The organism is Pseudomonas sp. B21-048 (assembly GCF_024748615.1).
Taxonomy (GTDB): domain Bacteria; phylum Pseudomonadota; class Gammaproteobacteria; order Pseudomonadales; family Pseudomonadaceae; genus Aquipseudomonas.
This window is the reverse complement of record NZ_CP087168.1, coordinates 3957271-3983441: the sequence shown is the minus strand read 5'-3', so window position 1 is coordinate 3983441 and position 26171 is coordinate 3957271. Positions and strand designations below refer to the sequence as shown.

General features: G+C 59.9%; 27 protein-coding genes. 21 read left to right on the top strand and 6 right to left on the bottom strand.

Annotation, left to right across the window (positions count from 1 at the left end):
• Window positions 1–137 precede the first annotated feature (137 nt).
• From LOY56_RS18725 to LOY56_RS18680, 10 genes are all read left to right on the top strand, one after another.
• Window positions 138–854, top strand: coding sequence for a FadR/GntR family transcriptional regulator (locus tag LOY56_RS18725; RefSeq protein ID WP_258616409.1), 717 nt, complete (start codon window positions 138–140; stop codon window positions 852–854).
• 41 nt (window positions 855–895) lie between these two features.
• Complete coding sequence (locus LOY56_RS18720) at window positions 896–1771, top strand: SMP-30/gluconolactonase/LRE family protein (RefSeq protein ID WP_258616406.1); 876 nt, start codon at window positions 896–898, stop codon at window positions 1769–1771.
• Window positions 1772–2043: 272 nt separating this feature from the next.
• Entirely contained in the window at window positions 2044–2862 is an 819-nt protein-coding gene (locus LOY56_RS18715; protein ID WP_258616403.1) for an SDR family oxidoreductase, read from the top strand.
• 130 nt (window positions 2863–2992) lie between these two features.
• Entirely contained in the window at window positions 2993–3997 is a 1005-nt protein-coding gene (locus LOY56_RS18710) for a substrate-binding domain-containing protein (RefSeq protein ID WP_258616402.1), read from the top strand.
• Window positions 3998–4063: 66 nt separating this feature from the next.
• Window positions 4064–5608: an L-arabinose ABC transporter ATP-binding protein AraG gene (gene araG, locus LOY56_RS18705; RefSeq protein WP_258616399.1), complete on the top strand. Its 1545-nt coding sequence runs from the start codon at window positions 4064–4066 to the stop codon at window positions 5606–5608.
• A 9-nt stretch (window positions 5609–5617) separates the two neighbouring features.
• Window positions 5618–6586: an L-arabinose ABC transporter permease AraH gene (gene araH, locus LOY56_RS18700; RefSeq protein ID WP_258616397.1), complete on the top strand. Its 969-nt coding sequence runs from the start codon at window positions 5618–5620 to the stop codon at window positions 6584–6586.
• 220 nt (window positions 6587–6806) lie between these two features.
• Complete coding sequence (locus LOY56_RS18695) at window positions 6807–7520, top strand: GntR family transcriptional regulator (protein WP_258616395.1); 714 nt, start codon at window positions 6807–6809, stop codon at window positions 7518–7520.
• Window positions 7517–8515: an ADP-ribosylglycohydrolase family protein gene (locus LOY56_RS18690; protein WP_258616393.1), complete on the top strand. Its 999-nt coding sequence runs from the start codon at window positions 7517–7519 to the stop codon at window positions 8513–8515. Before LOY56_RS18695 ends, LOY56_RS18690 begins: the two co-directional genes overlap by 4 nt.
• Window positions 8516–8598: 83 nt before the next feature.
• Window positions 8599–10065 carry a cytosine permease gene (locus LOY56_RS18685; protein WP_258616391.1) on the top strand — a complete coding sequence of 489 codons (1467 nt, stop codon included), beginning with the start codon at window positions 8599–8601 and terminating at the stop codon, window positions 10063–10065.
• On the top strand, window positions 10058–10987 hold the full coding sequence (locus LOY56_RS18680; RefSeq protein ID WP_258616390.1) for a PfkB family carbohydrate kinase: 930 nt from the start codon (window positions 10058–10060) through the stop codon (window positions 10985–10987). Before LOY56_RS18685 ends, LOY56_RS18680 begins: the two co-directional genes overlap by 8 nt.
• A gap of 90 nt (window positions 10988–11077) precedes the next feature.
• Here the strand turns inward: LOY56_RS18680 and LOY56_RS18675 are convergent, their stop codons facing one another.
• From LOY56_RS18675 to LOY56_RS18660, 4 genes are all read right to left on the bottom strand, one after another.
• Window positions 11078–11458, bottom strand: a complete 381-nt coding sequence (locus LOY56_RS18675) for a Rho termination factor N-terminal domain-containing protein (protein ID WP_258616387.1) — start codon at window positions 11456–11458, stop codon at window positions 11078–11080.
• 44 nt (window positions 11459–11502) lie between these two features.
• Window positions 11503–11757, bottom strand: coding sequence for a hypothetical protein (locus LOY56_RS18670; RefSeq protein ID WP_258616384.1), 255 nt, complete (start codon window positions 11755–11757; stop codon window positions 11503–11505).
• A 43-nt stretch (window positions 11758–11800) separates the two neighbouring features.
• Complete coding sequence (locus LOY56_RS18665; protein ID WP_258616382.1) at window positions 11801–12121, bottom strand: hypothetical protein; 321 nt, start codon at window positions 12119–12121, stop codon at window positions 11801–11803.
• Between the two features lie 140 nt (window positions 12122–12261).
• The gene (locus tag LOY56_RS18660; RefSeq protein WP_258616381.1) at window positions 12262–12912 is read right to left on the bottom strand and encodes an HD domain-containing protein; all 651 of its coding nucleotides are present in this window, start codon (window positions 12910–12912) and stop codon (window positions 12262–12264) included.
• A 222-nt stretch (window positions 12913–13134) separates the two neighbouring features.
• On the opposite strand from LOY56_RS18660, the gene LOY56_RS18655 reads away from it, so the two are divergent.
• The 5 genes from LOY56_RS18655 (at window position 13135) to LOY56_RS18635 (ending at window position 17751) form a co-directional block, all read left to right on the top strand.
• Window positions 13135–13617 carry a GNAT family N-acetyltransferase gene (locus tag LOY56_RS18655; RefSeq protein WP_258616379.1) on the top strand — a complete coding sequence of 161 codons (483 nt, stop codon included), beginning with the start codon at window positions 13135–13137 and terminating at the stop codon, window positions 13615–13617.
• 210 nt (window positions 13618–13827) lie between these two features.
• Window positions 13828–14820 carry a 2-dehydro-3-deoxygalactonokinase gene (locus LOY56_RS18650; protein ID WP_258616375.1) on the top strand — a complete coding sequence of 331 codons (993 nt, stop codon included), beginning with the start codon at window positions 13828–13830 and terminating at the stop codon, window positions 14818–14820.
• A 19-nt stretch (window positions 14821–14839) separates the two neighbouring features.
• Complete coding sequence (locus LOY56_RS18645) at window positions 14840–15460, top strand: 2-dehydro-3-deoxy-6-phosphogalactonate aldolase (RefSeq protein ID WP_258616373.1); 621 nt, start codon at window positions 14840–14842, stop codon at window positions 15458–15460.
• 47 nt (window positions 15461–15507) lie between these two features.
• A complete protein-coding gene (gene dgoD / locus LOY56_RS18640; RefSeq protein WP_258616371.1) occupies window positions 15508–16656 on the top strand; it encodes a galactonate dehydratase in 1149 nt (382 codons plus the stop codon).
• Window positions 16657–16947: 291 nt separating this feature from the next.
• Entirely contained in the window at window positions 16948–17751 is an 804-nt protein-coding gene (locus tag LOY56_RS18635) for an IclR family transcriptional regulator (protein WP_258616370.1), read from the top strand.
• Here the strand turns inward: LOY56_RS18635 and LOY56_RS18630 are convergent, their stop codons facing one another.
• Entirely contained in the window at window positions 17752–18804 is a 1053-nt protein-coding gene (locus LOY56_RS18630) for an NAD(P)-dependent alcohol dehydrogenase (protein WP_258616368.1), read from the bottom strand.
• Between the two features lie 191 nt (window positions 18805–18995).
• On the opposite strand from LOY56_RS18630, the gene LOY56_RS18625 reads away from it, so the two are divergent.
• Entirely contained in the window at window positions 18996–19886 is an 891-nt protein-coding gene (locus LOY56_RS18625; RefSeq protein WP_258616367.1) for an AraC family transcriptional regulator, read from the top strand.
• Between the two features lie 90 nt (window positions 19887–19976).
• Here LOY56_RS18625 and LOY56_RS18620 read toward each other — a convergent pair whose 3' ends face one another.
• A complete protein-coding gene (locus LOY56_RS18620) occupies window positions 19977–21641 on the bottom strand; it encodes an electron transfer flavoprotein-ubiquinone oxidoreductase (protein ID WP_258616366.1) in 1665 nt (554 codons plus the stop codon).
• Between the two features lie 547 nt (window positions 21642–22188).
• Here LOY56_RS18620 and LOY56_RS18615 point away from each other — a divergent pair.
• The 5 genes from LOY56_RS18615 (at window position 22189) to LOY56_RS18595 (ending at window position 25973) form a co-directional block, all read left to right on the top strand.
• Window positions 22189–22938, top strand: coding sequence for an electron transfer flavoprotein subunit beta/FixA family protein (locus LOY56_RS18615; protein ID WP_258616363.1), 750 nt, complete (start codon window positions 22189–22191; stop codon window positions 22936–22938).
• The gene (locus LOY56_RS18610) at window positions 22939–23868 is read left to right on the top strand and encodes an electron transfer flavoprotein subunit alpha/FixB family protein (RefSeq protein ID WP_258616362.1); all 930 of its coding nucleotides are present in this window, start codon (window positions 22939–22941) and stop codon (window positions 23866–23868) included.
• Window positions 23869–23949: 81 nt separating this feature from the next.
• Window positions 23950–24798, top strand: a complete 849-nt coding sequence (locus tag LOY56_RS18605; protein WP_258616361.1) for an ABC transporter substrate-binding protein — start codon at window positions 23950–23952, stop codon at window positions 24796–24798.
• A gap of 9 nt (window positions 24799–24807) precedes the next feature.
• Entirely contained in the window at window positions 24808–25164 is a 357-nt protein-coding gene (locus LOY56_RS18600; protein WP_258616359.1) for a DUF4398 domain-containing protein, read from the top strand.
• Window positions 25161–25973 (top strand): OmpA family protein, encoded by an 813-nt coding sequence (locus LOY56_RS18595; RefSeq protein ID WP_258616358.1) that lies wholly within the window; start codon window positions 25161–25163, stop codon window positions 25971–25973. The genes LOY56_RS18600 and LOY56_RS18595 overlap by 4 nt, the downstream gene beginning before the upstream one ends.
• Window positions 25974–26171 lie beyond the last annotated feature (198 nt).

Sequence of the window (26171 nt, the reverse complement as noted above, 5' to 3'; positions counted from 1 at the left end):
TTCGGACGAACAGCCATGTCCGTATTGGCGGGGCACCTGAAAATCCAATTGACACCCAATCATATGATGATTAGCGTGGCCCCCCATGTGAACGGCTGTGTGCCGTTTGTTTTTTATCGCCGGTCGACGAGGTGCCCATGTCCAGCAGTTTTCATGCGTCGACGGTCGACTGGCTGGGGTGCTGGATTGCTGCCGGCCAGGTAAAGCCCGGCGAAACCATCAAGGTCGAAGCCGATCTGGGCGAGCAGCTCGGTGTCAGTCGTACGGTCATCCGCGAAGCCATCAAAACCCTGGTGGCCAAAGGCATGCTTGAAGTCGGGCCGAAGGTTGGCACACGCGTATTGCCGGTGCGGCGCTGGAACCTCTTTGATCCGCAAGTCGTTGGCTGGCTGTCGCGCAGCGGCTTACCGGAAAACTTCGTCGACGACTTGCTCGACCTGCGCCGCACCATCGAACCCATGGCGGTGCGCTGGGCCTGCGAGCGGGCGACGGTGGAACAAGTGCAAGCCGTGCTCCAGGCCTATAACGCGCTGGAACGGGCAGTGAACAGCGGCATCGATTACAACCGCGCCGACCAGTTCTTCCATGAGTGCATTCTCGCCGCCAGCCACAATCAATTCATCGAACAAATGGTCCCGGCCCTTGGCGCGTTGCTGGCCGTGTCTTTCGAAGTGTCTGCCGCTGACCCGGACGAACTGCGCCGAACCTTGCCGATTCACAAAGACATGGCCGATGCCATCGCCGCCCGGGATGCCGCGCGGGGTGTGTGGGCCTGCATGACGCTGATCGATAACGCCGACCTGGCGATCAAACGTTTCTACCCCCAAGTCATGGCCGACAAAAAGGCCAGCTAACAATAAAGAACCTACATAAAAGCAATAAAAAAGGAGGTTTCATGACGTGGACTGCGGTTACCGGACACCGTGCGCAACTCGGCGAAGGCCCGTTCTGGGATGCACCGACCCAGGCGCTGTATTGGGTAGATATCGCCGGTAAACAAGCGCTCAGGCTGATCGGCGCCAATGTGCAAATCTGGCAGATGCCGGAGCACGTGTCCGCGTTCATCCCCTGCGAAAGCGGCGATGCCCTGGTGACATTGAGCAGTGGGGTTTATCGGCTGGATCTGGATTCTCCAGGCCTGGAACCTCGGCTGACCTTGTTCTGCATTGCCGATCCGCAACCCGGCAATCGCCCCAACGAAGCCCGCTGCGATGCCCAGGGCCGGCTCTGGTTGGGCACCATGCAAAACAACATCGGTGAGCAGGGCGAAGATTTGCCCGTCGTGCGCCGGTCCGGTGGCCTGTTTCGCGTCGACCGCGATGCGCGGGTCACGCCGCTGCTTCGAGGGTTAGGCATCCCCAACACGTTGCTGTGGAGCGACGACGGCACAACCCTGTATTTCGCCGACAGCCTCGACAAAACGCTTTATCGGCGTTTCATCCATACCGACGGCAATCTGGACACCGCCTATGTCTGGTTTGGCCCCCACGAACGTGGCGGCCCCGACGGCTCGGCGATGGATACCGAGGGCTATCTTTGGAATGCCCGTTGGGACGGCAGTTGTCTGCTCAGGCTGAACCCGGACGGCTATGTGGATCGGATGATCGAACTGCCGGTCAGCCGTCCCACCAGTTGTGTGTTCGGTGGCGAAGACTTCAAGACCCTGTACATCACCAGCGCCGCAAGCCCGCTCAATCACCCGCTGGACGGTGCGCTGTTATCGATTCGAGTGGATGTGCCCGGAAAAGCCTGTCGGCGGTTTGCTGGATAAATCCCAAAATATGGGACGCAAAATTATATATTGAGATTATTGGGTGGTCGGGTTTATAGTCGGCCCCATCAGTTACACGCACTCACACTTAAAAAAACAAACAGGTGACGTGATGCAGCGATATTCCACCGCACTCCCTTACGGAGTCAGTGCTTCAGGCCGCCTCGACGCCCGGGTGTTTTCGCGCCTGCCTGCCCATTCCCAAAAGCTATTCGACCGGACATCGACAGATGTCCGGTTTTCGTCGTGCCTTCGAACAGGAGTGTTGATCCATGGCTGAGCCTCTTTCCTTGCCACCGGAGCCCGAACCGCCCAAGGGTGAGCGCCTGAAAAACAAAGTCGTGCTGCTGACCGGCGCGGCTCAGGGAATCGGCGAAGCGATTGTCGCGACCTTCGCCTCTCAGCAGGCCAATCTGGTCATCAGCGATATCCAGGCCGAGAAAGTCGAAAAAGTCGCGGCGCACTGGCGTGAACAAGGCGCGGATGTCGTGGCGATCAAGGCCGACGTGTCACGCCAGCAAGACCTGCACGCCATGGCCGGATTGGCCATCGAACTTCACGGCCGAATCGACGTGCTGGTCAACTGCGCCGGGGTCAACGTATTCCGCGATCCGCTGCAAATGACCGAGGAAGACTGGCGTCGCTGCTTCGCCATCGACCTGGACGGCGCCTGGTATGGCTGCAAAGCCGTGTTGCCGCAAATGATCGAACAGGGCATCGGTAGCATCATCAACATTGCCTCCACCCATTCCACTCACATCATTCCCGGTTGCTTCCCGTACCCGGTGGCCAAGCATGGTTTGCTGGGCCTGACCCGCGCCTTGGGCATTGAATACGCACCCAAAGGCATTCGCGTCAACGCCATCGCGCCGGGCTACATCGAAACCCAACTGAACGTCGATTACTGGAACGGTTTTGCCGACCCCCATGCCGAACGTCAACGGGCCTTCGACCTGCATCCACCGCGGCGTATCGGCCAGCCGATTGAAGTGGCGATGACCGCTGTGTTCCTGGCCAGCGATGAAGCGCCGTTCATTAATGCTTCATGCATCACCGTCGATGGTGGGCGCTCGGTCATGTACCACGACTGAATAATCCGGGTTTGAAGCGCGAAACTACGTCTGAAATCCAATCATCATACGATATGACTATTGGTTGCAGGCTTTGACCGCTGTATTGGCTTTCAAATAACGCTCAAAAAAAATAACAAGGAGTCAGATTATGAAACGTCGTCGTGGGATCCGTTCCCTGTGCTGTGCCGCTTTGGCGGTTACCGCGGTCAGCCTGAGCAGTACGTTGCTGGCGGCCGAGGAAGTGAAGATCGGTTTTCTGGTCAAGCAAGCGGAAGAGCCCTGGTTCCAGACCGAATGGGCCTTCGCCGAAAAAGCCGGCAAGGACAAAGGCTTCACCCTCATCAAGATCGCCGTGCCTGACGGCGAGAAAACCCTCTCGGCCATCGACAGCCTGGCGGCCAACGGCGCCAAGGGCTTCGTGATTTGCCCGCCGGACGTCTCCCTTGGCCCGGCCATCATGGCCAAGGCCAAGCTCAACGGGTTGAAAGTGATCGCCGTCGATGACCGTTTCGTCGATGCCGGCGGCAAGTTCATGGAGCACGTGCCGTACCTCGGCATGGCCGCTTTCGAAGTCGGCCAGAAACAGGGCGTCGCCATGGCTGCCGAAGCGAAAAAACGCGGTTGGGAATGGAAAGACACCTACGCGGTGATCAACACCTACAACGAACTCGACACCGGCAAGAAACGCACTGACGGTTCTGTCAAAGCGCTGGAAGACGCCGGTATGCCGAAAGACCACATCCTCTTCTCGGCGCTGAAAACCCTCGACGTACCGGGCAGCATGGACGCCACCAACTCAGCCTTGGTGAAGCTTCCGGGCGCGGCGAAAAACCTGATCATCGGCGGCATGAACGACAACACCGTGCTGGGCGGCGTGCGCGCTACCGAAAGCGCCGGTTTTGCCGCGACCAACGTGATCGGCATCGGCATCAACGGCACCGATGCCATCGGCGAACTGAAGAAGCCCAACAGCGGCTTTTTCGGCTCGATGCTGCCGAGCCCGCACATCGAGGGCTACAACACCGCGAGCATGATGTACGAGTGGGTCACCACCGGCAAAGAACCGCCGAAATACACCGCGATGGACGACGTTACGCTGATCACGCGCGACAACTTCAAGCAGGAACTGGAAAAGATCGGCCTGTGGAACTGAGGCGCGGTTGATTTCATCGGCAGCCCTGGCGACGGGGTTGCCTGACCGGTGTGATGAGGTGGGTTTATGCACGCACACGTACAGACAGATCAACAGAGCATTGGCGGCAGCCTGCGCTTCAACGGGATCGGCAAAACCTTTCCCGGGGTGAAGGCGCTGGACGGCATCAGCTTCGTCGCCCATCCGGGGCAAGTTCACGCCTTGATGGGCGAGAACGGTGCCGGTAAATCCACGCTGCTGAAAATCCTTGGCGGTGCTTATACGCCGAGCAGTGGCGATCTGCAGATCGGCGAGCAGACGAGGGTCTTCAAGTCCACCGCCGACAGCATTGGCAGCGGGGTCGCGGTGATTCATCAGGAGCTGCACCTGGTGCCGGAAATGACCGTGGCCGAGAACCTGTTTCTTGGGCATCTGCCGGCGAGTTTCGGCCTGATCAATCGCGGCGTTTTGCGGCAACAGGCCTTGGCCTGTCTTAAAGGCCTGGCCGATGAAATCGACCCGCAAGAGAAAGTCGGGCGCCTATCCCTCGGCCAGCGGCAACTGGTGGAAATCGCCAAGGCGTTGTCTCGTGGGGCGCATGTAATTGCGTTCGACGAACCCACCAGCAGCCTGTCGGCACGGGAAATCGATCGCTTGATGGCGATCATCGGGCGCCTGCGTGACGAAGGTAAAGTGGTGCTTTACGTCTCCCATCGCATGGAAGAAGTGTTCCGTATCTGCAACGCGGTGACGGTGTTCAAGGACGGTCGCTTTGTGCGCACCTTCGAGGACATGAGCGCGCTGACCCATGATCAGTTAGTGACGTGCATGGTTGGTCGCGACATTCAGGACATCTACGATTACCGCAGCCGTCCGCGCGGCGCAGTGGCGCTAAAGGTCGACGGATTACTGGGGCCGGGCTTGCGTGAGCCGGTAAGTTTCGAGGCGCACAAGGGTGAAATCCTCGGGCTGTTCGGCCTGGTCGGGGCCGGGCGCACCGAGCTGTTCCGGATGCTCAGCGGGCTCACGCGTAACACCGCCGGGCGCCTGGAGCTGCGCGGTCGTGAACTGAAATTGCATTCGCCGCGCGATGCCATCGCGGCGGGAATTCTGTTGTGCCCCGAGGACCGCAAGAAGGAGGGCATCCTGCCGCTCGCCAGCGTCGCCGAGAACATCAACATCAGCGCTCGCGGCGCCCATTCCACCTTCGGCTGCCTGTTGCGCGGCTTGTGGGAAAAGGACAATGCCGACAAGCAGATCAAGGCGCTGAAGGTGAAGACACCGAACGCGGCGCAGAAAATCATGTACCTGTCTGGCGGCAATCAGCAGAAGGCGATTCTCGGTCGCTGGCTGTCGATGCCGATGAAAGTCCTGCTGCTCGACGAGCCCACCCGGGGCATCGACATCGGGGCAAAAGCCGAGATCTACCAGATCATCCATAACCTGGCGGCCAGCGGCATCGCGGTGATTGTGGTGTCCAGCGACCTGATGGAAGTCATGGGCATTTCCGACCGCATCCTGGTGCTCTGCGAAGGCGCGATGCGCGGCGAACTGACCCGTGAACAAGCCAATGAATTCAGCCTGCTGCAACTGGCGTTGCCACGCCAACGCGCTGCCGACGTGGCGAACTGAGAGGTGACTATGACCATCCAAAACAATGCTTTGCCAACCCCGCGCAAACCGCTGGACTTGCGGCGCTTTCTCGACGACTGGGTGATGCTGCTGGCGGCCGTCGGGACCTTTGTGCTCTGCACCTTGCTGATCGACAACTTCCTGTCGCCGCTGAACATGCGCGGTCTGGGCCTGGCGATTTCCACCACCGGGATTGCCGCATGCACCATGTTGTATTGCCTGGCGTCCGGGCATTTCGACTTGTCGGTGGGCTCGGTGATTGCCTGCGCCGGCGTCGTCGCGGCGGTGGTGATGCGCGATACCGACAGCGTATTCCTTGGCGTCAGCGCGGCGCTGGTGATGGGGCTGATGGTCGGGCTGGTCAACGGCATCGTGATCGCCAAGCTGCGGGTCAATGCGTTGATCACCACGCTGGCGACGATGCAGATCGTGCGTGGCCTGGCCTATATTTTTGCCAACGGCAAAGCGGTAGGCGTTTCGCAGGAGCAGTTCTTCGTCTTCGGTAATGGTCAGTTGTTCGGCGTGCCGGTGCCGATTTTGATCACTATTGTCTGCTTCCTGTTTTTCGGCTGGTTGCTGAATTACACCACCTACGGGCGTAACACCATGGCCATCGGCGGCAACCAGGAAGCGGCGTTGCTGGCCGGCGTGAATGTCGACCGGACCAAGATCATCATCTTCGCCGTGCACGGTGTGATCGGTGCGTTGGCCGGGGTGATCCTGGCGTCGCGCATGACGTCTGGCCAGCCGATGATTGGCCAGGGCTTCGAGCTGACGGTGATCTCGGCTTGCGTGCTCGGCGGGGTGTCGCTGAGTGGCGGGATCGGGATGATTCGGCATGTGATTGCCGGGGTGCTGATTCTGGCGATCATCGAGAATGCGATGAGCCTGAAGAACATTGATACGTTTTATCAGTACGTGATTCGCGGTTCGATCCTGTTGCTGGCCGTCGTGATCGATCGACTGAAACAACGCTGATTTCACTCGTGGGAGCGGGTTGTCACCAATCATTCCCACGCTCTGCGTGGGAATGCAGCCCGGGGCGCTCCGCGTCCCATCAGCGGACGCAGAGCGTCCATTGAGGCATTCCTTTACTGCGCATGGGAACGATCGTCTGGAGGATCCTTCACCGACTTTCACAAAATATCCCTTGCTCACCCTGAACCGTTTCAGCTATGACGGTACACCCGAGGTGTACATGATTAGACCGGTACGATTTGACAAGAAACAACAGGTGGTCGACGAGCTCGTCCAGCGCATCGAAAACGGCCTCATGGAGGACGGCGTTCTATTGCCTGGCGAACATCAGTTGGCTCAAGAATTCAAGGTCAGCCGTGGCACGCTGCGTGAAGCGCTGGTCGAATTGAAACGGCGCCACTCCATCGCTACGCAAAGCGGGGTGGGGTCGATCATCACGTTCGACGGTGTGGTGCTCGATCAGCGCAGTGGCTGGGCTCAGGCGCTGGCCGACAGCGGGGCGTTGATCAATACCGAAGTGCTGCGGCTGGAGGCGGTCACCCGACCGGACTTGCTACCCCGTTTCGGCACCGATCAGTTCATCACCCTCGACCGTCGCCGCCGCGGTACCGATGGCACGCTGGTCTCCCTTGAACGTTCATTGATGCCCGCCACCGGAGGCCTGGAAGGCCTACCGCGAGTCGGCCTGATCGATGACTCCCTGACCATCACGCTGGCCGCCTACGGCTACATCGGCGACCACGGCGATCAGTGGATCGGCGCCGAACCCTTGAACGCTGAAGACGCCGAATTGCTCGGGCGCCCGGAGGGCACGGTATTCCTCAAGGCCCTGCGCACCACCTACGACCGTCAGAACCGCTTCATGGAACAGGTCGAGAGCCTGCTCGATCCGGTGCATTTTCGTCTGCACCTGCAAATTGGAACTGCAAAATGACCGTGCTCGACCGTGCCCTCGGCGCGTTTTACGGGCTGGCCCTGGGCGATGCGTTGGGCATGCCGACACAATCCCTGAGCCGCGCCGAGATCAAGGCGCGCTTTGGCGAGATCACCGATCTGCAAGACGCTGGCCCGGATCAACCGATCGCTGCGAACATGCCCAAAGGCTCGATCACTGACGATACCGAACAGGCGATCCTGGTCGGTCAGTTATTGATTGAAGGCGAGGGCCGGATCGAACCGGCGGTGCTGGCGCAACGCTTGATCGAATGGGAAGCCGGGATGCAAGCCAAGGGCTCGCAGGATTTGCTCGGCCCCTCGACCAAACGCGCGATCGAGATGATCCTCGCCGGCCACTCGCTGGAAGAGGCGGGCCGCCACGGCACCACCAATGGCGCGGCGATGCGCATCACGCCGGTGGGGATTGCGGCCGATGTTGCCGATCCCGAGCGTTTCATCCGCACCGTGGTGCAGGCCTGTCAGGTGACCCACAACACCACGCTGGGAATTGCCAGTGCGGCGGCGGTGGCGGCGGTGGTTTCTGCCGGGATCAACGGCATAAACCTGGGCGAGGCATTGAACCTCGGTCAGCAGATCGCTCAGCAAGCCGAAAATAATGGCCACTGGGTCGCCGGCGGGCGTATCGCCTCGCGGATCAGTTGGGCGCGGAGCCTCAGCATCGACAGCGACAAGGCGTTGCTGGCGGACGTGCTGTATGACGTGATAGGCACGTCGGTGGCCTCGCAGGAGTCGGTGGTGGTGTCGTTTGCGCTGGCTCAGCAAGTGGCTATCGGCAAGATGACGGCCTTCGAAGCGTTGTGCATGGCTGCCAGCCTGGGCGGCGATACCGACACCATCGCGGCGATTCTCGGCGCGATGCTTGGGGCCTGTCTGGGACTTCAAAGTTGGCCGGTGGCGATGATCGAGCAGGTTAAAGCCGTCAACGATCTGGAGCTAGAGTCGTTGGTAAAAGGACTCCTCGGACTACGTTGAGATACACAAAACCCGTGTAGGAGCTGCAGGCCGATCTGAATCTGATTTGCCCGCAACCACAATAATTGCAAGGAGCAGTTTTCATGAGTGCATCGAACACCGGACACAGTGCCGGGCAATTGGAAACCCGTGGCATCGAACCAGTGCCGGAAGGGGAGTGTAACGGTCATCCGCTGCAACTGTTCTGGGTCTGGTTCGCGGCCAACATTTCCATCCTCGGCTTGCCGTTGGGCGCCACACTGGTGGCTTTTCGCGGCCTGGCGATCTGGCAGGCGATCATCGTCGCGGTCCTCGGTGCCGCCGGTTCGTTCGCGGTGGTCGGAATCATCTCCATTGCTGGTCGTCGTGGTCGCGCACCGAGCCTCACGCTGTCGCGAGCGATCTTTGGTGTACGCGGCAATATCGGCCCGACGCTGGTTTCGTTGATGTCGCGACTGGGTTGGGAAACCGTGAACACCACCACGGCCGCGTTCGTCTTGCTGTCGTTGTGCTCGATGCTGTTCGGCTCGCCGGTGGAAGCCAAAAGCGCGCCGCTGCTGACCCTCGCGTTCATCGCGATTTTCGTGCTGCTGACGTTGTCGGTGTCCGGTCTCGGTCATGCCACGTTGCTGGTGATCCAGAGATGGGCGACCTACGTGTTCGGTGCATTGAACATCCTGGTCGGCGGTTTCCTCTGCGCGACCATCGACTGGAGCGCCGTATTCAACGCCACCCCAGCGCCCCTGAGCGCAATGATCATCGGCATCGGTACCATGGCCGCCGGCACCGGGATCGGTTGGGCCAACGCCGGTGCGGACATGTCGCGCTACCAGCACCGCAGCGTCAAAGCCGTGCGTCTGGTGGCATCGGCAGCCTTCGGTGCGGGGATTCCGCTGGTACTGCTGATCACCCTCGGCGGTCTGCTGTCAGTGGGCAACAATGATCTGGCCTCGGCCACTGACCCAATCGTCGCGATTCGCGACATGCTGCCGACCTGGATGGCCGTCCCGTACCTGATCACCGCATTCGGCGGGTTGTTGCTGTCGAACAACCTGTCGGTGTACTCCGCCGGTTTGACCACCTTGACCCTCGGCCTGAAGGTCAAACGCGTGTATGCGGTGGTGCTGGATATCGTCGCGATTTTTGCCGGTTCGATCTACTTCATGCTGATCGCAGAGAGCTTTTACGGTCCGTTCATCACCTTCATTTCCCTGCTGGCGGTGCCGATCACCGCGTGGGTCGGGATCTTTGTGGTCGACTTGATCCATCGTCATTACTACAGCCCCAAAGACCTGCTGGACGTCAGCCCGAGCAGCGCCTACTGGTATCGCGGTGGCGTCGAGTGGCGCGCCTTCGGTGCATGGGCGCTGGCGATTGTGTTGGGTTTCAGCTTCACCACCATTGGCACCACTGAACAAGATGTCTGGTTTCGGGGCTTTTTGTCCGACTCCTGGCTGGGCCACAACGGCCTGGGCTGGATCGTGACATTCGTGGTGGCCGGTGGCATTTACGGGGTACTCGGCGGTGCCAAGGATCGCCGCGCCGCGTTGATCGAGCCGGCTCATGCCTAGAATGCTGCACACCGGCCAGGTCATGATCGACCTGGTCATGGCCGTGGATAAACTGCCTCATTCAGGCGGCGACGTGCTGGCGCATTCCGCCCGTTTCGAGGCCGGCGGCGGCTTCAATGTGATGGCTGCGGCCCGGCGAAACGGCTTGCCGGTGGTCTACCTCGGCGGCCATGGCAAGGGCCGTTTCGGCGACCTGGCCCGAGAGGCGATGACGGCTGAAGACATTCAGATTGCTATCGATCAGAGCACCGAGCGCGACACGGGCGTCTGCGTCGCGCTGACCGAAGCCTCAGCCGAGCGCACGTTCATTTCCTGCATCGGCGCCGAAGGCGAATTGACTGCCGAAGACCTGGCGAGTGTGTCAGCCGAGGCGGGCGACTTTGTCTATGTCAGCGGCTACAGCCTGCAGCATCGCGGCAAGGCTCAGGCGCTGGTGGATTGGGTGTTGGATTTGTCGGAAGGGGTCAAGGTGGTATTCGATCCGGGGCCGTTGGCGAACTCACCGGACACACCGCTGATGAAGGCCTTGTTGCCACGCATCGATCTGTGGACCAGTAACCGTGTCGAGGCGCTGCGGTTTACCGGGGCGACGGACATCGGCGAGGCATTGAATCGGTTGGCTGATCATCTGCCCACCGAGGTGTTGACGGTGTTACGCGATGGGCCACAAGGGTGCTGGATCAGCCAACGTGGCGCTCACCAGCACGTGCCGGGCTTCGAGGTCGAGGCGGTGGACAGCAACGGCGCGGGGGATGCTCACGCGGGCGTTTTTGTCGCCGGGTTGGCGCGCGGATTATCGACGGTCGAAGCGGCGCGGCGGGCGAATGCGGCTGCGGCATTGGCGGTCACTCGCTGGGGGCCGGCGACTTCGCCGGGGGCGGCTGAGGTGGATGCGTTCATCCGCAAAGCTTTTGGCGCCTGATCCACCGCTTTCGCGAGCAAGTCGCAGCGGCGGTGCGGCGATCCGACTTGCTCGCGAAGGGGCCCTCAAACTCGCCCGCAAATCCGGACCTTACCCGGCCTTGCGCAACGCTTCGATCAACGCTTGCTTGCGCATGCTCGAGCGCCCCGGAATCTTTTTCGCCCGGGCTTCTTTCATCAGGCTGTCCACTGTCTGCGTATCGCGCGAAGCCTTGCTGTTGCGCGGCTTGCCTTCACGGGTAGCCACTGCACGTCGGGATGATTCCTTGCGATCTGCGGACTTGGCGCTGGCTGGTTTCTTGCGCCCGGAACCGCCAGCGCGTTCACCTCCGCCCGACTGCTTGTTCACCGTGGCCCAGGCGCGAGCTTCGGCTTCCTCTTTCGACACGCCTTTGTGCTCGTAGCTTTCTTCGATGTGTTCGGCCTTGCGCTTTTGCTCGGCGGTGTATTTGTCTTTGCTTCCACGAGGCATGGGATTTCTCCTGGTTGTAGGAGCCTTTACCGGCTCCTATAGGATCAATTATCCAGCTTGCGCGCCGCTTCAACCCCGGCGGCGCTGAGTTTGATCGGCAGGTTCAACGAGTGCTCGCCGGCTTCGTTGCGGACCACATGACCGTGCTGGATCAGCCCGCGTTCCTGCAGAGTCGCGAGCGTGCTGGCCACGACTCTCTCCCCCCGGTAATTGTCCAGAACCTCCTTGCCCAAGCCATTTGGGTGGGCGTGCAGCAGGCGGGTCAGGACTTCTTTTTCCAGGTTTTTATCGACGTTCATGGTTACCTCTTTGTCAGGATGGACAGGTATTGCATCGGCGATCTTATTGACGGGCACCACTGCCTTCGTAACCCGAGCCACCGGTGGTGGTTTTCGAGCCGACGCCGGTGGCGGCGTTGTCGGGAGTTTGGGTGTCGGGAGCGCTCATGTCGCCCTGACGGCCCGGATCGTCACCTTGCACGCGTGGGTCGGTGGCCGCGGGAGAAGGGGGGATATCGGTGTCGACACCTGTGCCTTGGGTGGCCGCGGATTTTGGCCTTTCGACTGGATCGGTCGGGCCGGCCCCGGAAGAGGTGGTTGCGGCGAGCGCGACAGAGGAGAGCAGCAGGGTGAGAGCGAAGGCGATCAGTCGGGACGTGATCATGGTGTCGTCTCCATTGATTAGAGTCCTTACCCGATATTGGTCCTTCCCGACCTGAATTGGTGCCTGATGAACGACGAGCGGTCCAGGCCTGCTGCAACGCTTTGATCCTGCCTGACGCCAGATCAATCGACCTACGGTGATCACACGCCGATTTCCTCCTTGAACAACTCCATGAAACCCTTCAGGCGTTCGTGGCGAATCTGTGCCAGACGTTGACCGGTAGTCGTTTGGAAACCGCCCGCCAAGTGCAGCAGCTTGGTCTGGAAATGATCGAGGCAAAAACGTTTGTCGTCGTAGTCCCGTTCTTTTGCCTCTGGGTCCAGCGGGTCGTACAACGCACTGCCCATGCGCCCGGCGATGTAGAAGGTACGCGCCACGCCGAGCATGCCAAGGGAGTCGAGGCGGTCGGCGTCCTGGATAATTTTCGCTTCGAGGGTGATGGGCGTGATGTTGGCGCTGAAGCTGTGGGCTTCGATGGCGTGGACGACCGCTGTGATTTTTGCGTCAGGCCAATCCATGGCTATCAGTACAGTCGAAGCTTTCTGCGCCGCCAGTCGTGATGCCTGTGAGCGCAACGGCGAGTTCTTCTCTACCGCCACGCAATCGTGCAACAGCACGGCTGCCAGCAGCACCTCAAGATCGCCGCCTTCTTCGGCATGAAGCGTGCGCACGTTGTGCCACACCCGCTGCAAGTGCGACAGGTCATGGGCGCCATCCTCGCCAGGCTCCAGTGCATGAGGCAGCAGTTCAGAAGCCAGATTTTGCAGCGGCGCGAAAGCGAGTGTTGTCATAGAAATCCTTGGGTTCGACTGGGTCTTTTGTGATCAATGAGCGCCCTGTGGGAGCGGGCTTGCCCGCGAAGACGTCAGCACAGTCACGCTGATCTCGCAGGCCGACCTGTTCATGCAAAACGCCACAAAAACAGCGATGCTATATGACATTTTGCATTCAAATGTGACGAGCATCGCGCGCGGACTTAGTATGGCGTTTTCAACTTTTGACAAGGCACGTTCATGACGATCGAAATCCGCCCGGCAACCCCCAGCGATGCTCCGCAAATCCTCGCGTTCATCACTGAACTGGCGGACTTCGAACGTGCCCGCCACGAAGTCATCGCCAGCGTCGCCGACATCGAGCGTAGCCTGTTCAGCGAAGGCGCCACCGCCCATGGCCTGATCTGCCTGCGCGGTGGCTTGCCGATCGGCTTTGCGGTGTTCTTTTTCAGCTATTCCACCTGGTTGGGCAGCAATTGCCTGTATCTCGAAGACCTCTACATCACGCCTGAACAACGGGGCGGCGGCGCCGGCAAAACCTTGTTGCGCCACCTGGCGAAAATCGCCTGCGCCAATGACTGCGGTCGTTTCGAATGGAGCGTGCTGGACTGGAACAAACCGGCGATCGAATTCTACAAATCCCTCGGCGCACAGCCGCAGGAGGAGTGGGTGCGGTATCGGATGGATGGGGCGGTGTTAAGGGATTTTGCCGCAGGTAATTGATCCCTTAAAAGATCGCAGCCTTCGGCAGCTCCTACATGGGATTGTGTTCGACCGCGCTATTGCGTCGTGCATCCAAGGAGCTGCCGAAGGTTGCGATCTTTTTTTGTCGTTGTTCCAATATATGGGATTGATATTTATATATTGAGATTTTGTTTCATCCAGGTTTATAGTCCAGCTCACTCACTGCCAAAAAACAAAACAGGTGAAGCGATGCTGGCGCAATTGATCGCGCTCGATTGGGGGACAACCTCATTACGTGCTTACAAACTCGGCTTCGGTGGCCAGGTGCTGGAACAGCGCTCGCTGTCGTCCGGGATCATGCGGCTGCCCAAGACGCCGCGAATCATCGCCGGCCAGGCCTGTGCCGACGGTTTTGAATTGGCCTTCGATGAGGCCTGCGGTGACTGGCTCGAGGCGCAGCCCGATTTGCCGGTGATTGCTTGCGGCATGGTCGGCAGTGCTCAGGGCTGGCGCGAAGCGGCCTACTGCGACACACCGGCGAACGTCGCCAATCTCGGAACTTCCCTACAAACTGTTCGCAGTCTTCGCGGTGTCGATGTGCACATCGTGCCGGGCGTGATTCAGCGTTCGCGCTTGCCGAACGTGATGCGCGGCGAGGAAACCCAAGTCCTCGGCGTGTTGCAGAATCTGCCGAGTGGGGCGGGCAGCGATCTGTTGATCGGCTTGCCGGGCAGTCATTCGAAATGGGTGGAAGTGGCCGACGGCTGCATTGAGCATTTCGATACTTTCATGACTGGCGAAGTCTTCGCCGTCCTCAGTGAACACAGCATTCTGGGGCGCACTCAGCAACGCGGCGCGTCTTTCGATGGCGCAGCGTTCGATCGTGGCGTGCGAGTGGCGCTGTCGGCGGACGGCGAGATCGGGCCGCTGTCGACATTGTTCAGTGCCCGCAGTCTGGGGCTGACCGGTGAACTCAGCGCCGTCGCGCAACCGGACTATCTGTCCGGCCTGTTGATCGGCCATGAACTGTCGGCCCTGGCCAATGTTCAGCGTCGTCGGCGCAACAGCGTGCACCTGCCTTCGATCATCCTCATCGGCAATGCGCAACTCTGCGCCCGCTACAGCCGGGCGCTCGACGCCTGCGGTTTTGCCCGGGTGACCCTGGCCGAGCAGGCCACCGAACGCGGGTTGTGGCAGTTGGCGGTCGCCGCGGGATTGATCACGACACCCCCATCCCGTTAAACCTTGCTGGAGGTCTGAGATGCTCAAGCAAGCACTGGCACAAAACGGTCTGATCGCGATCCTGCGTGGCCTGCGTCCGCAAGAAGCGGCAGCTGTTGGCGAAGTCCTGTACTCGGCCGGATTTCGCATCATTGAAGTGCCGCTTAATTCCCCCGAACCGTACGAAAGCATCCGCATTCTGCGCAGTACCTTACCCGCCGATTGCCTGATCGGTGCGGGCACGGTGTTGACGCCAGAACAGGTCGAGCAAGTGAAAGCGGCGGGCGGCCAGGTGATCGTCATGCCCCACAGCGATGCCAAGGTGTTGCGTGCGGCGAAAGCGGCGGGGTTGTTCCTGTCGCCGGGCGTGGCGACGCCGACCGAAGCCTTTGCGGCGCTGGCCGAAGGGGCGGATGCGCTGAAGATGTTCCCGGCCGAACAAATGGGCCCTGCTGTTGTGAAAGCCTGGCTGGCGGTGTTGCCGGTGGGGACGGTGCTGCTGCCGGTGGGCGGGATTACGCCGGACAACATGCAGGTGTTTGTCGAGGCTGGCGTCAAAGGTTTCGGCCTTGGTTCCGGGTTGTTCAAACCGGGCATGACACCTGAGCAAGTGGCAGTAAACGCCAAGGCGTATGTCGCTGCCTGGAATGCTCTGCGTTAAGACTTTTTGGCGCTGTGAGCGCTGCATCTACAAGAGAGACAATAAAGATGAAAATCACCAAACTCACGACCTTCATCGTTCCGCCGCGCTGGTGCTTCCTCAAAGTCGAAACCGACGAGGGCGTGACCGGTTGGGGTGAGCCCGTGGTCGAAGGTCGGGCGCATACCGTCGCTGCTGCGGTTGAGGAGTTGTCCGACTACCTGATCGGCAAAGACCCACGCAACATCGAAGACATCTGGACCGTGCTCTACCGTGGCGGCTTCTACCGGGGCGGTGCGATCCACATGAGTGCGCTGGCCGGTATCGACCAGGCGCTGTGGGACATCAAGGGCAAGGCGCTGGGAGTGTCGGTCAGCGATCTGCTGGGTGGTCAGGTGCGGGACAAGATTCGCGTGTATTCGTGGATCGGTGGTGATCGCCCGGCGGACACCGCTCGCGCCGCGAAAGAAGCGGTCAGCCGTGGTTTCGCGGCGGTGAAAATGAACGGCACCGAAGAACTGCAATTCCTCGACTCCTTCGAGAAGGTTGACCTGGCCTTGGCCAACGTCGCCGCCGTACGCGATGCTGTCGGCCCGAATGTCGGCATCGGCGTGGACTTCCATGGTCGGGTGCACAAGCCCATGGCCAAGGTGCTGATGAAGGAACTCGACCCGTACAAGCTGATGTTCATCGAAGAGCCGGTGCTCAGCGAAAACTACGAAGCGCTGAAAGAACTGGCGCCGCTGACCAGCACGCCGATTGCCCTCGGCGAACGGTTGTTTTCGCGTTGGGATTTCAAGCGGGTGCTCAGCGAAGGCTACGTCGACATCATCCAGCCGGATGCCTCCCACGCAGGTGGCATCACCGAAACCCGCAAGATCGCCAACATGGCCGAAGCCTACGACGTGGCACTGGCACTGCATTGCCCGTTGGGCCCGATTGCCCTGGCGGCGTGCCTGCAACTGGACGCCGTTTGCTACAACGCGTTCATCCAGGAACAGAGCCTGGGCATCCATTACAACGAGAGCAATGACCTGCTCGATTATGTGAAGGATCCGCGGGTGTTCGACTACGACAAGGGCTTCGTGAAAATCCCTAACGGCCCGGGCCTGGGCATCGAGATCAACGAGGAATACGTGATCGAACGCGCCGCCGTCGGCCACCGCTGGCGCAACCCGATCTGGCGCCATGCCGATGGCAGCTTTGCCGAGTGGTGATTTGACACCGTCCTTGTAGGAGCGAGCGGTGCGGCGATCCGACTTGCCCGCGAAGGCCACGCCTCGGTCTGCCTGATTCTCATCGGCGTCCCCTCTGACGCCTTCGCGGGCAAGCCTCGCTCCTACAGATTTGTTGTGTTTCGTCCATTGACCTCAATAAACATAAGAAGAGGCACCCCTGCACTTTCCTACGTGTTGCTGGTGGGCAAGGTCGAGCGTATCAAGTTGTAGTCGCGGCCATCGGGCGACCATAATGCCGCCCGTTCACTCGCTCAACGGTAAAGGCTGGATATGCAGGAAGACGCCCCAAAAATCGCCAAGGACGCCGCGCCGACTGGCACCCAGACATTGCTTCGTGGTTTGGGTGTGGTTCAGGCCGTGGCCAGTGGCGCCCGCGATCTCAAGGAAATCGCCCGGTTGATCGGCACGACGCGCAGCACTACCCATCGTCTGGCCAGCTGCCTGGTGGACGAGCGTTATCTGCGGGTGGTGCCGCAAGTCGGTTATCTGCTGGGGCCGAAACTGATCGAGCTGGGTTTTCAGGCACGTGAAGAGCTGCCGCTGGTCACGCTGGCCGGGCCGTATCTGGATGAGTTGTCGGCGTTAACCGGTGACACCATTCACTTGGCGATTCGTGAGGGCGACGAGGTGCTGTACCTGCTCAAGAATCCAGGGCGCAACGGTCCGGAAATGCGCTCGCGAGTCGGCCATCGCATGCCATTGGCGCGTACAGGGATCGGTAAGGCGCTGATGCTCGATGACACGCAGGAAGAATGGCAACGGCTGTACGAAATCAGCTTGCCGGTGGGTGGAAAAAATCAGTTCTGGCCGCAGCACCCGGAGCAATCCTGGGAGCAGTTTCAGCAGCGCATGATCGAGTACGTGGCCGGCGGCTACGCCTTCGACCTGGAAGACAACGAACCGTCGATCCGCTGCGTGGCGGCGCCGGTCCGCGATGCCAGCAAGCGCATCGTCGCCGGTATCAGCATCGCCAGTACCGTGCCTTACATGCCATTGGAAAAAATGGCCGAGCTGATTCCCCTGATCAAAGGGGTCACAGCCCGGCTTTCTGCTGAACTCGGCGCGAAAGTCTGATTAGACTTTCAACGTCGCCATATCGATCACGAAGCGGTACTTCACGTCACCGGCAATCATGCGGGTGTAAGCCTCGTTGATCTGGCGAATGTCGAGCATTTCGATGTCGCAGGTGATGCCATGCTCGGCGCAGAAATCCAGCACTTCCTGGGTTTCGGCGATACCGCCGATCAGCGAGCCGGCCAACACGCGACGACCCAATATCAGTTTGGCAGCGTGAACCGGTGGATCGATCGGCTCGACCAAGCCCACCAGAATGTGTACGCCATCGAAACGCAGCGTATCGAGGTAGGGATTGAGGTCGTGCTGCACCGGAATGGTGTCCAACAGGAAGTCGAAATGTCCTGCGGCGGCTTTCATCTGCTGCGCATCGGTGGACACGATCACATGGTCCGCGCCTTGACGACGAGCTTCTTCAGCCTTGCTCGCCGAGCGGGTAAACAGCGTCACTTCAGCGCCCATTGCCTTGGCGAACTTGATGCCCATATGGCCAAGACCACCCATGCCGAGAATCCCGATCTTGTCACCAGCCTTCACGCCGTAGTGCTTGAGCGGTGAGTAGGTGGTGATGCCGGCGCACAGAATCGGCGCGGCGCTGGCCGGGTCGAGTTTCTCGGGGATACGCACGACAAAGTGCTCGCTGACCACGATGCTGTCGGAGTAACCGCCCATGGTGTTGCTGCCATCGACCCGGTCCGGGGTGGCGTAGGTCAAGGTCGGACCTTCCAGGCAGTATTGCTCCAGATCCGCCTGGCAGGCTTCGCAGTGACGGCACGAGTCAACCATGCAGCCGACGCCGACCAGGTCGCCGACTTTGTGTTGGGTAACGTTAGCGCCGACGGCGGTCACTTTGCCGACGATCTCATGGCCGGGCATCAGCGGGTAAACCGCAATGCCCCACTCGTTGCGTGCCTGATGGATGTCGGAATGGCAGACGCCGCAGTAGAGGATGTCGATCGCAACGTCGTCGGCCCGTGGGCTGCGGCGTTCGAATTTCATCGGGGCGAGGGGAGTGGTGGCTGACTGAGCGGCGTATCCGATGGCGGTGTACATGGTGAACCTCGTAAAAGCGGTGACAGGTGAGGCGAGCCATTCTGGGCGCCGCACGGATTACCGGCCATGGCGATTCCTCCGGGTGTCATGCCTAATCCTCCGGTATGCACCTTCGATGAGGCGCATTGGCGTTCAGACCTGCGATGATGCTTTCATCCATTTTTTCGCGACTTTTTTGTGAAGAGCTCCTCATGTTGTTGACCCGTCATCTCGACGCCAATGCCACCCTGGTTTCCTTGATCCAGCCGCTGATCACCCGCGACGGCTTTGCACCTACCGCGTTGCCGGGCGTGCAGCTTATGCGAGCCAGTTGCGATGTCTCCCGTGGCCCGCAAATCTACGAGCCAAGCCTGGTCTTCATCGCCCAGGGCGGCAAGTTGGCGCATCTTGGCCCGCGTACTCTGGAATATGGCACTGGGTATTACCTGATTCAGGCGTTGCCGGTACCCTTCGAATGCGAGACGTTTTCGGCGCCAGATGGCCCGATGCTGGGCGTCTCCATCGCCATTGACCGGGTGCTGCTCAGTGAGTTGGTGCTGGCCATGGGGCTGGCGCCGGGGCGCACGGTTCCCGCACAGACGCCCGAGTCCATGACCTCGGCGGTGCTCGACGATGCCATGCGCGGTTGTGTGGAACGGTTGTTGCGCTGCCTGCACGATCCGCTGGAATGCCAGATCATGGGCCCGGCGCGCTTGCGTGAATTGTTGTTCGTGGCATTGCGGGGGCCGCAAGCCGATGTGTTGCGAGCGTTGGTGGAACAACAGGGGCAGTTCGCGCGGATCGCGGCGTCCCTGAGTCATCTGCATGCGCATTACACCGAGCCGTTGAACGTCGAGACGCTCGCCAGTTGCGCGAACATGAGTGCGTCGACGTTTCATGAGCATTTCAAACGCTGCACCTTGTTGTCGCCGGTGCAATATTTGAAGCGTTTGCGTTTGTTCAGGGCCCAGCAATTGTTGTTGGGCGAAGGCTTGGGCGTGGCCCAGGTGGCGCATCGGGTGGGGTATCAGAGCACGTCGCAGTTCAGCCGGGAGTACAAGCGTTACTTCGAGCGTAATCCCGGGGATGAGCGGGGGGCTTGAGACAACACCGCGGGGGCTTGTGTTGACGCTTGAATTGCAGGCAACAAAAAGGCCCCCATTTCGGGAGCCTTCGTTGTTCAGCGATTTGACTTACATATTCGGGTAAGTCGGGCCGCCAGAGCCTTCCGGCGCCACCCAGGTGATGTTCTGTGCAGGGTCCTTGATGTCGCAGGTCTTGCAGTGAACGCAGTTCTGGGCGTTGATCTGGAAGCGCTTCTCGCCGTCTTCCTGGGTTACCACTTCGTACACGCCGGCCGGGCAGTAACGCTGGGCAGGTTCATCGTACAGCGGCAGGTTCTTGCCGATCGGGATGCTCGCGTCGGCCAGCTTCAGGTGGCACGGCTGTTCTTCTTCGTGGTTGGTACCCGAGATGAACACCGAGCTGAGTTTATCGAAGCTGATCTTGCCGTCCGGTTTCGGGTAGTCGATCTTCTTGCAGTCGGCCGCCAGTTTCAGGCAAGCGTAATCCGGCTTGGTGTCGTGCAGGGTGAACGGCAGTTTGCCGCCGAAGATATTCTGATCGAGCCAGTTGAAACCGGCACCGATGATCGGGCCGAATTTGTGCATCGCCGGGCCGAAATTGCGGCTGGCGAACAGTTCGTCGTAGAGCCAGCTCTTCTTGAAGGCATCGACGTAAGTGGTCAGCTCTTCGGTGCCGTCTTTTTCAGCGAACAGTGCCTCGGCCACGGATTCAGCGGCGAGCATGCCGGACTTCATCGCCGTGTGGCTGCCTTTGATCTTGGCGAAGTTCAGCGTGCCGAGGTCGCAACCGATCAGCGCGCCGCCCTTGAAGATCATTTTCGGCAGTGAGTTCAGGCCGCCTTTGGAGATGGCACGCGCGCCATAGCTGATGCGCTTGCCGCCTTCCAGGTATTGCTTGAGCACCGGGTGATGCTTGAGGCGCTGGAACTCATCGAACGGCGACAGGAAGGTGTTGCTGTAGGAAAGATCGACGATCAGGCCGACCACCACCTGGTTGTTTTCCAGGTGATAGAGGAACGAGCCGCCGGTGTTCTCGGTGCTCATGATGTCCAGCGGCCAACCGGCGGTATGGACCACCAGGCCTGGCTGGTGCTTGGCCGGGTCGATTTCCCAGATTTCTTTCAGACCGATGCCGTAATGCTGGGCGTCGGCCTCGCTGTCGAGGTTGAAACGCTTGATCAGTTGCTTGCCGATATGGCCACGGCAACCTTCGGCGAACAGCGTGTACTTGGCACGCAGTTCCATGCCCGGGGTGTACAGGCCTTCTTTCGGATTGCCTTCGCGGTCAACGCCCAAGTCGCCGGTGATGATCCCGCGAACCACGCCGTTCTCGTCGAACAGCGCTTCCTGGGCGGCGAAGCCCGGGTAGATTTCCACGCCCAGGTTCTCGGCCTGCTGAGCCAGCCAGCGGCACAAATTGCCCAGGGAGATGATGTAGTTGCCTTCGTTGTGCATGGTCTTGGGCACAAAGAAGTCAGGAATCTTCTGCGCGCTGTCGGCGTTCTTGAGCACGAAGATGTCATCGCGGGTGACTGGCGTATTCAGCGGCGCGCCGAGTTCTTTCCAGTCCGGGAACAATTCGTTCAAGGCCCGTGGTTCGAACACGGCACCGGACAGGATGTGAGCGCCGACTTCAGAGCCTTTTTCGACCACGCAGACGCTGATTTCCTTACCGGCTTCGGCGGCCTTCTGCTTCAAACGGCAGGCGGCGGACAGGCCAGCGGGGCCGGCACCGACGATGACCACGTCGAATTCCATGTATTCGCGTTCCACAGGCTATCTCCTACTCAAGGCTCAACAGTTTTTTTCTAATTGGAGGTTTGGCGTTGCATCCATTATTTCCTCCGGCAATTGCCGGAAGGGACAATGGATGACCCACCTTTCTCTCTAGGTGGCGCATTATATCTACACCACTCCTAGCGTCCAATACAAACGTTTGTTTGAATGGGCTCAAACCCAGAGAAATCAAAGTCACGCGGCTTATGACTGGCCATTTTGCCGTATTGACCGGAATAGGTGTTCCGGTCAAGATACGGGCGGTTTTGCGCTCGCCGTAGGCTGGCTGTTGGTTTCAAGAGCACCTCTAAAGACAGGGCGATGGCAGTATAAGGTGATGCGCAGCGCAGGTCAGGCGCGCAGTTTACACGCCGCGATAATGAATGACTCGTCGGTCACCACTGACGAACGGTTAATCAACCTCGTGAGCAACGTTCACCCGATACACCTGCCAGCGTTTTTAGAGGTGCCCTTGCGCCGATGAGCATCAACCGCCAGGTTCGCCTAGGCGACTTTCTTTTCACCGGAGAGTAACGAGGAATCCATGAAGGTTCTTGTAGCTGTCAAACGCGTTGTGGATTACAACGTCAAGGTTCGTGTCAAGGCGGACAATTCCGGCGTCGACCTCGCTAACGTCAAGATGTCGATGAACCCGTTCTGCGAAATCGCAGTGGAAGAAGCCGTACGTCTGAAAGAGAAAGGCGTTGCGACTGAAATCGTCGTCGTCACCATCGGCCCGTCCACCGCTCAAGAGCAATTGCGCACCGCGCTGGCTCTGGGTGCCGACCGCGCCATCCTCGTCGAATCCGCTGAAGATCTGACTTCCCTGGCGGTTGCCAAGTTGTTGAAAGCTGTTGTCGACAAGGAACAGCCTCAGCTGGTGATCCTCGGCAAACAAGCCATCGACAGCGACAACAACCAGACTGGCCAGATGCTCGCGGCATTGAGCGGCTACGGTCAGGGCACGTTCGCTTCGAAAGTCGAAGTCAGTGGCGATACTGTTGCCGTGACCCGTGAAGTCGACGGCGGCGCGCAGACGGTTTCCCTGAAGCTGCCGGCCATCGTCACCACCGACCTGCGTTTGAACGAGCCGCGCTATGCGTCTCTGCCAAACATCATGAAAGCCAAGAAGAAGCCTCTCGAAGTGCTGACTCCGGACGCTTTGGGCGTTTCCACCGCCTCCACCAACAAGACCCTGAAAGTCGAAGCGCCGGCTGCACGCAGCGCGGGTATCAAGGTCAAGTCGGTGGCTGAACTGGTCGAGAAACTGAAAAACGAAGCGAAGGTAATCTAAATGACTATCTTGGTTATTGCTGAACACGACAACAAAGTACTCGCCCCGGCCACGCTGAACACTGTGGCTGCTGCCGCCAAGATCGGTGGTGATATCCATGTTCTGGTTGCAGGCCAGGGCGCTGGCGCCGTGGCTGAAGCCGCTGCGAAAATCGCTGGCGTGGCGAAAGTGCTGGTGGCCGACAACGCCGCTTACGCTCATCAACTGCCGGAAAACGTTGCTCCGCTGATTGCAGAGTTGGGCAAGGCTTACAGCCACATCCTGGCTGCCGCCACTTCCAACGGCAAAAACATCCTGCCGCGCGTTGCCGCGTCCCTGGACGTTGATCAGATTTCCGAGATCATTTCGGTCGAAAGCGCTGACACCTTCAAGCGCCCGATCTACGCCGGTAACGCCATTGCTACCGTACAGTCCAACGCGGCGGTCAAAGTAATCACCGTGCGTGCCACCGGTTTCGATCCGGTCGCTGCAGAAGGTGGTTCGGCTGCCGTTGAAGCCGTTGCGGCTGCTCATGACGCTGGCACTTCGAGCTTCGTTGGCGAAGAACTGGCCAAGTCCGATCGTCCGGAACTGACCGCTGCCAAAATCGTCGTTTCCGGCGGTCGCGGCATGCAGAACGGCGACAACTTCAAACACCTGTACGCCCTGGCCGACAAGCTGGGCGCTGCCGTCGGTGCTTCCCGCGCCGCGGTCGACGCAGGTTTTGTACCCAACGACATGCAGGTCGGTCAGACCGGCAAGATCGTTGCGCCACAACTGTACATTGCCGTCGGTATTTCCGGCGCGATCCAGCACCTGGCCGGCATGAAAGACTCCAAAGTGATCGTTGCGATCAACAAGGACGAAGAAGCGCCGATCTTCCAGGTGGCCGATTATGGCCTGGTGGCAGACCTGTTCGACGCTATCCCCGAGTTCGAGAAGCTGGTCTAATCCGGCGGCTTGACTTATAAAGAGCCCGACCTTTTGGTCGGGCTTTTTTTTGTTCCGGATTTGGGTGGGGAGAGTGTTGCCATGAATCTGCGCCGCTGGTTTGGCTGCTCTTTTTTGTCGGGTTTGTGGTTAAGCCTGACGCTGTTGCCGGGGCTCTCCATAGCCGCGGGCAAATGCGAGCGCCTGGTGGTGACCGGCAGCCCTGACGCGCCGCCGTACCTGTGGCAAGACCCGCAAAATCCCAAGTACCTGATAGGCGCCAGCGCCGACCTGTTGCAGCAAGTGGCGGGGGAGTTGGGCATCAAGGTCGAGCTGCTTTACGCCGGCAAACGCTCCCAGGCCCTGGGCGAAGTGCGCAGCGGACGCATGGACATGCTGGCCGATGCGCCGTTGATGGTCAGTGAGCTGGAAAATCTGGATTACATCCATCCACCGCTGCTGGAAAACGATTACCTGGTCTGGACCCGCAACGACTCGTTGCTGGTCTACAACGAAGCGCAGGACCTGCACGGTCATCCCGGTGCGTTGTCGGAAAAGGCTCGAGTGACCCCCTCGTTCAGCACTTTCGCCGAGCAGCAATTGACCCTGGTGCGCACGCCCAATCTGACCCAGGCCTTTCAGAAATTGCTGCTGAATGAGGTGGAATTTGTCCTCGCCGGACGCTACTCGGGTATGGCCATGGTGCAAACGCTGGGGATGGCCGATGACTTGATGGCTCACCCACAACCCATCGACAAACCCGGCCTGTTTCTCGCGGTTTCCCATAACTCTGCCTGCAACGATCCTTGGTTGCGCGGACAGCTGGCCAAAAAGATGACAGAATTGCCCGCGTCCGGACTGACAGAAGCTGCGCTGCTGCGCAATATCGAGCGTTGGAAAGCGCAACGCTCGCAACCGCAGCCACAACCTGTCAGTACCCCAAAACAGTAGGGATTCTTAGTGAGTATTCGACCTCTTTTCGCTGCCCTGGCCGTTCTGGCTCTGGCGGGTTGTGCAGCCGATCCGGCGCCGAATGAACAAATACGCCTGACCGAACAGGCCCTTCAACAAGCCAAGGCCGTGGGTGCTACCGCCGACGAAGTGCCAGAGATGAAACTGGCCGAAGACAAGTTCAAGCGTGCCAAGGGCAACATGGCCGATCAGTCCTTCAAGAATGCGCGCATGCGGGCCGAGCAGGCCGAGCTGGACGCGCGTCTGGCCGAAGCCCGGGTTCTGACCCTCAAGAGCGAGGCGCAGTTGAACGTGCTCAATACCCGCATCACTCGCCTGCGCAAGCAATTGGGAGATGCCCAATGAGCCTGACGACCAAAGCATTTGGCGGCTTGATCCTGGCTGGCTGCGCAAGCCTTTATGGCTGCGCAGGGCAACACAGCGAAGCCGTATTGCAGCAGGCTGGCGCCGACTTCCAGAAGGTCAAGGAAGACTCCAATGTGCTGCGCATTGCGCCCAAGGACGTGATCCGTGCCGGCGAATCCCTGGCCCGCGCCGATCGTCTGTCCAGCTATTGGGGCAGCGGTTCGGACGTTGTGCATTACGCCTACCTGAGCCAGCGCTACAGCGAAATTGCTCGGGAGCACGCCAATCAAGTGCTCAACGAGGAACGCGCGGCAAAGCTCGAATTGGAGCGTCAGCGCCTGCAATTGGCCCTGCGTGAGTCCAAGTTGCTCAGCGTGCAGCAACAGGGCAAGTGGCTTGAAGAGCAGATCGTGGCGTTGGCGACGACCCAAACTGACCGTGGTCTGGTGATGACCCTGGGCGATGTGCTGTTCGATACCGGTGAAGCAGAGCTGAAAAGCTCGGCAAACCGCGTGGTGCTGAAGATCGTCCAGTTCTTGCAGCTCAATCCCAAGCGTGTGGTGCGGATCGAGGGCTACACCGACAGCACCGGCGGCAAACAGGAAAACCTCAAGCTGTCCCGCGACCGGGCGCAATCGGTGGCTGACGTGCTGATCGACCTGGGCATCGACGACAAACGCATCCAGGTCGAAGGTTATGGCGATGAATACCCGGTGGACGTGAACGCCTCAGAACGTGGTCGTGCACAGAACCGTCGGGTGGAAATTGTGTTCTCCGACGAAAAAGGCCAGCTCGGCGCCGCCCGCTAAGGGTTGCGTTACTGGAAAACCCGGCCTGTCAGCAGTGCCGGGTTTTTTTGTGCGTGCCAATCCTATATATCCCATAAAAGCAGTACAGATTTTGCTGACAATGCACTGTACGGTCGACTATGGTGACAACTGTCCCAGTACACTTCTAAACTGTTCCGGTATTGTTTCACACAAGAATAAAATGCCCGTGAAATCGAG

Excerpts from the sequence above, each read along its gene's own strand:
- LOY56_RS18725 (WP_258616409.1), top strand. The coding sequence starts at position 138 with ATGTCCAGCAGTTTTCATGCGTCGACGGTCGACTGGCTGGGGTGCTGG.
- LOY56_RS18720 (WP_258616406.1), top strand. The coding sequence starts at position 896 with ATGACGTGGACTGCGGTTACCGGACACCGTGCGCAACTCGGCGAAGGC.
- LOY56_RS18715 (WP_258616403.1), top strand. The coding sequence starts at position 2,044 with ATGGCTGAGCCTCTTTCCTTGCCACCGGAGCCCGAACCGCCCAAGGGT.
- LOY56_RS18710 (WP_258616402.1), top strand. The coding sequence starts at position 2,993 with ATGAAACGTCGTCGTGGGATCCGTTCCCTGTGCTGTGCCGCTTTGGCG.
- araG (WP_258616399.1), top strand. The coding sequence starts at position 4,064 with ATGCACGCACACGTACAGACAGATCAACAGAGCATTGGCGGCAGCCTG.
- araH (WP_258616397.1), top strand. The coding sequence starts at position 5,618 with ATGACCATCCAAAACAATGCTTTGCCAACCCCGCGCAAACCGCTGGAC.
- LOY56_RS18695 (WP_258616395.1), top strand. The coding sequence starts at position 6,807 with ATGATTAGACCGGTACGATTTGACAAGAAACAACAGGTGGTCGACGAG.
- LOY56_RS18690 (WP_258616393.1), top strand. The coding sequence starts at position 7,517 with ATGACCGTGCTCGACCGTGCCCTCGGCGCGTTTTACGGGCTGGCCCTG.
- LOY56_RS18685 (WP_258616391.1), top strand. The coding sequence starts at position 8,599 with ATGAGTGCATCGAACACCGGACACAGTGCCGGGCAATTGGAAACCCGT.
- LOY56_RS18680 (WP_258616390.1), top strand. The coding sequence starts at position 10,058 with ATGCCTAGAATGCTGCACACCGGCCAGGTCATGATCGACCTGGTCATG.
- LOY56_RS18675 (WP_258616387.1), bottom strand. The coding sequence starts at position 11,458 with ATGCCTCGTGGAAGCAAAGACAAATACACCGCCGAGCAAAAGCGCAAG.
- LOY56_RS18670 (WP_258616384.1), bottom strand. The coding sequence starts at position 11,757 with ATGAACGTCGATAAAAACCTGGAAAAAGAAGTCCTGACCCGCCTGCTG.
- LOY56_RS18665 (WP_258616382.1), bottom strand. The coding sequence starts at position 12,121 with ATGATCACGTCCCGACTGATCGCCTTCGCTCTCACCCTGCTGCTCTCC.
- LOY56_RS18660 (WP_258616381.1), bottom strand. The coding sequence starts at position 12,912 with ATGACAACACTCGCTTTCGCGCCGCTGCAAAATCTGGCTTCTGAACTG.
- LOY56_RS18655 (WP_258616379.1), top strand. The coding sequence starts at position 13,135 with ATGACGATCGAAATCCGCCCGGCAACCCCCAGCGATGCTCCGCAAATC.
- LOY56_RS18650 (WP_258616375.1), top strand. The coding sequence starts at position 13,828 with ATGCTGGCGCAATTGATCGCGCTCGATTGGGGGACAACCTCATTACGT.
- LOY56_RS18645 (WP_258616373.1), top strand. The coding sequence starts at position 14,840 with ATGCTCAAGCAAGCACTGGCACAAAACGGTCTGATCGCGATCCTGCGT.
- dgoD (WP_258616371.1), top strand. The coding sequence starts at position 15,508 with ATGAAAATCACCAAACTCACGACCTTCATCGTTCCGCCGCGCTGGTGC.
- LOY56_RS18635 (WP_258616370.1), top strand. The coding sequence starts at position 16,948 with ATGCAGGAAGACGCCCCAAAAATCGCCAAGGACGCCGCGCCGACTGGC.
- LOY56_RS18630 (WP_258616368.1), bottom strand. The coding sequence starts at position 18,804 with ATGTACACCGCCATCGGATACGCCGCTCAGTCAGCCACCACTCCCCTC.
- LOY56_RS18625 (WP_258616367.1), top strand. The coding sequence starts at position 18,996 with ATGTTGTTGACCCGTCATCTCGACGCCAATGCCACCCTGGTTTCCTTG.
- LOY56_RS18615 (WP_258616363.1), top strand. The coding sequence starts at position 22,189 with ATGAAGGTTCTTGTAGCTGTCAAACGCGTTGTGGATTACAACGTCAAG.
- LOY56_RS18610 (WP_258616362.1), top strand. The coding sequence starts at position 22,939 with ATGACTATCTTGGTTATTGCTGAACACGACAACAAAGTACTCGCCCCG.
- LOY56_RS18605 (WP_258616361.1), top strand. The coding sequence starts at position 23,950 with ATGAATCTGCGCCGCTGGTTTGGCTGCTCTTTTTTGTCGGGTTTGTGG.
- LOY56_RS18595 (WP_258616358.1), top strand. The coding sequence starts at position 25,161 with ATGAGCCTGACGACCAAAGCATTTGGCGGCTTGATCCTGGCTGGCTGC.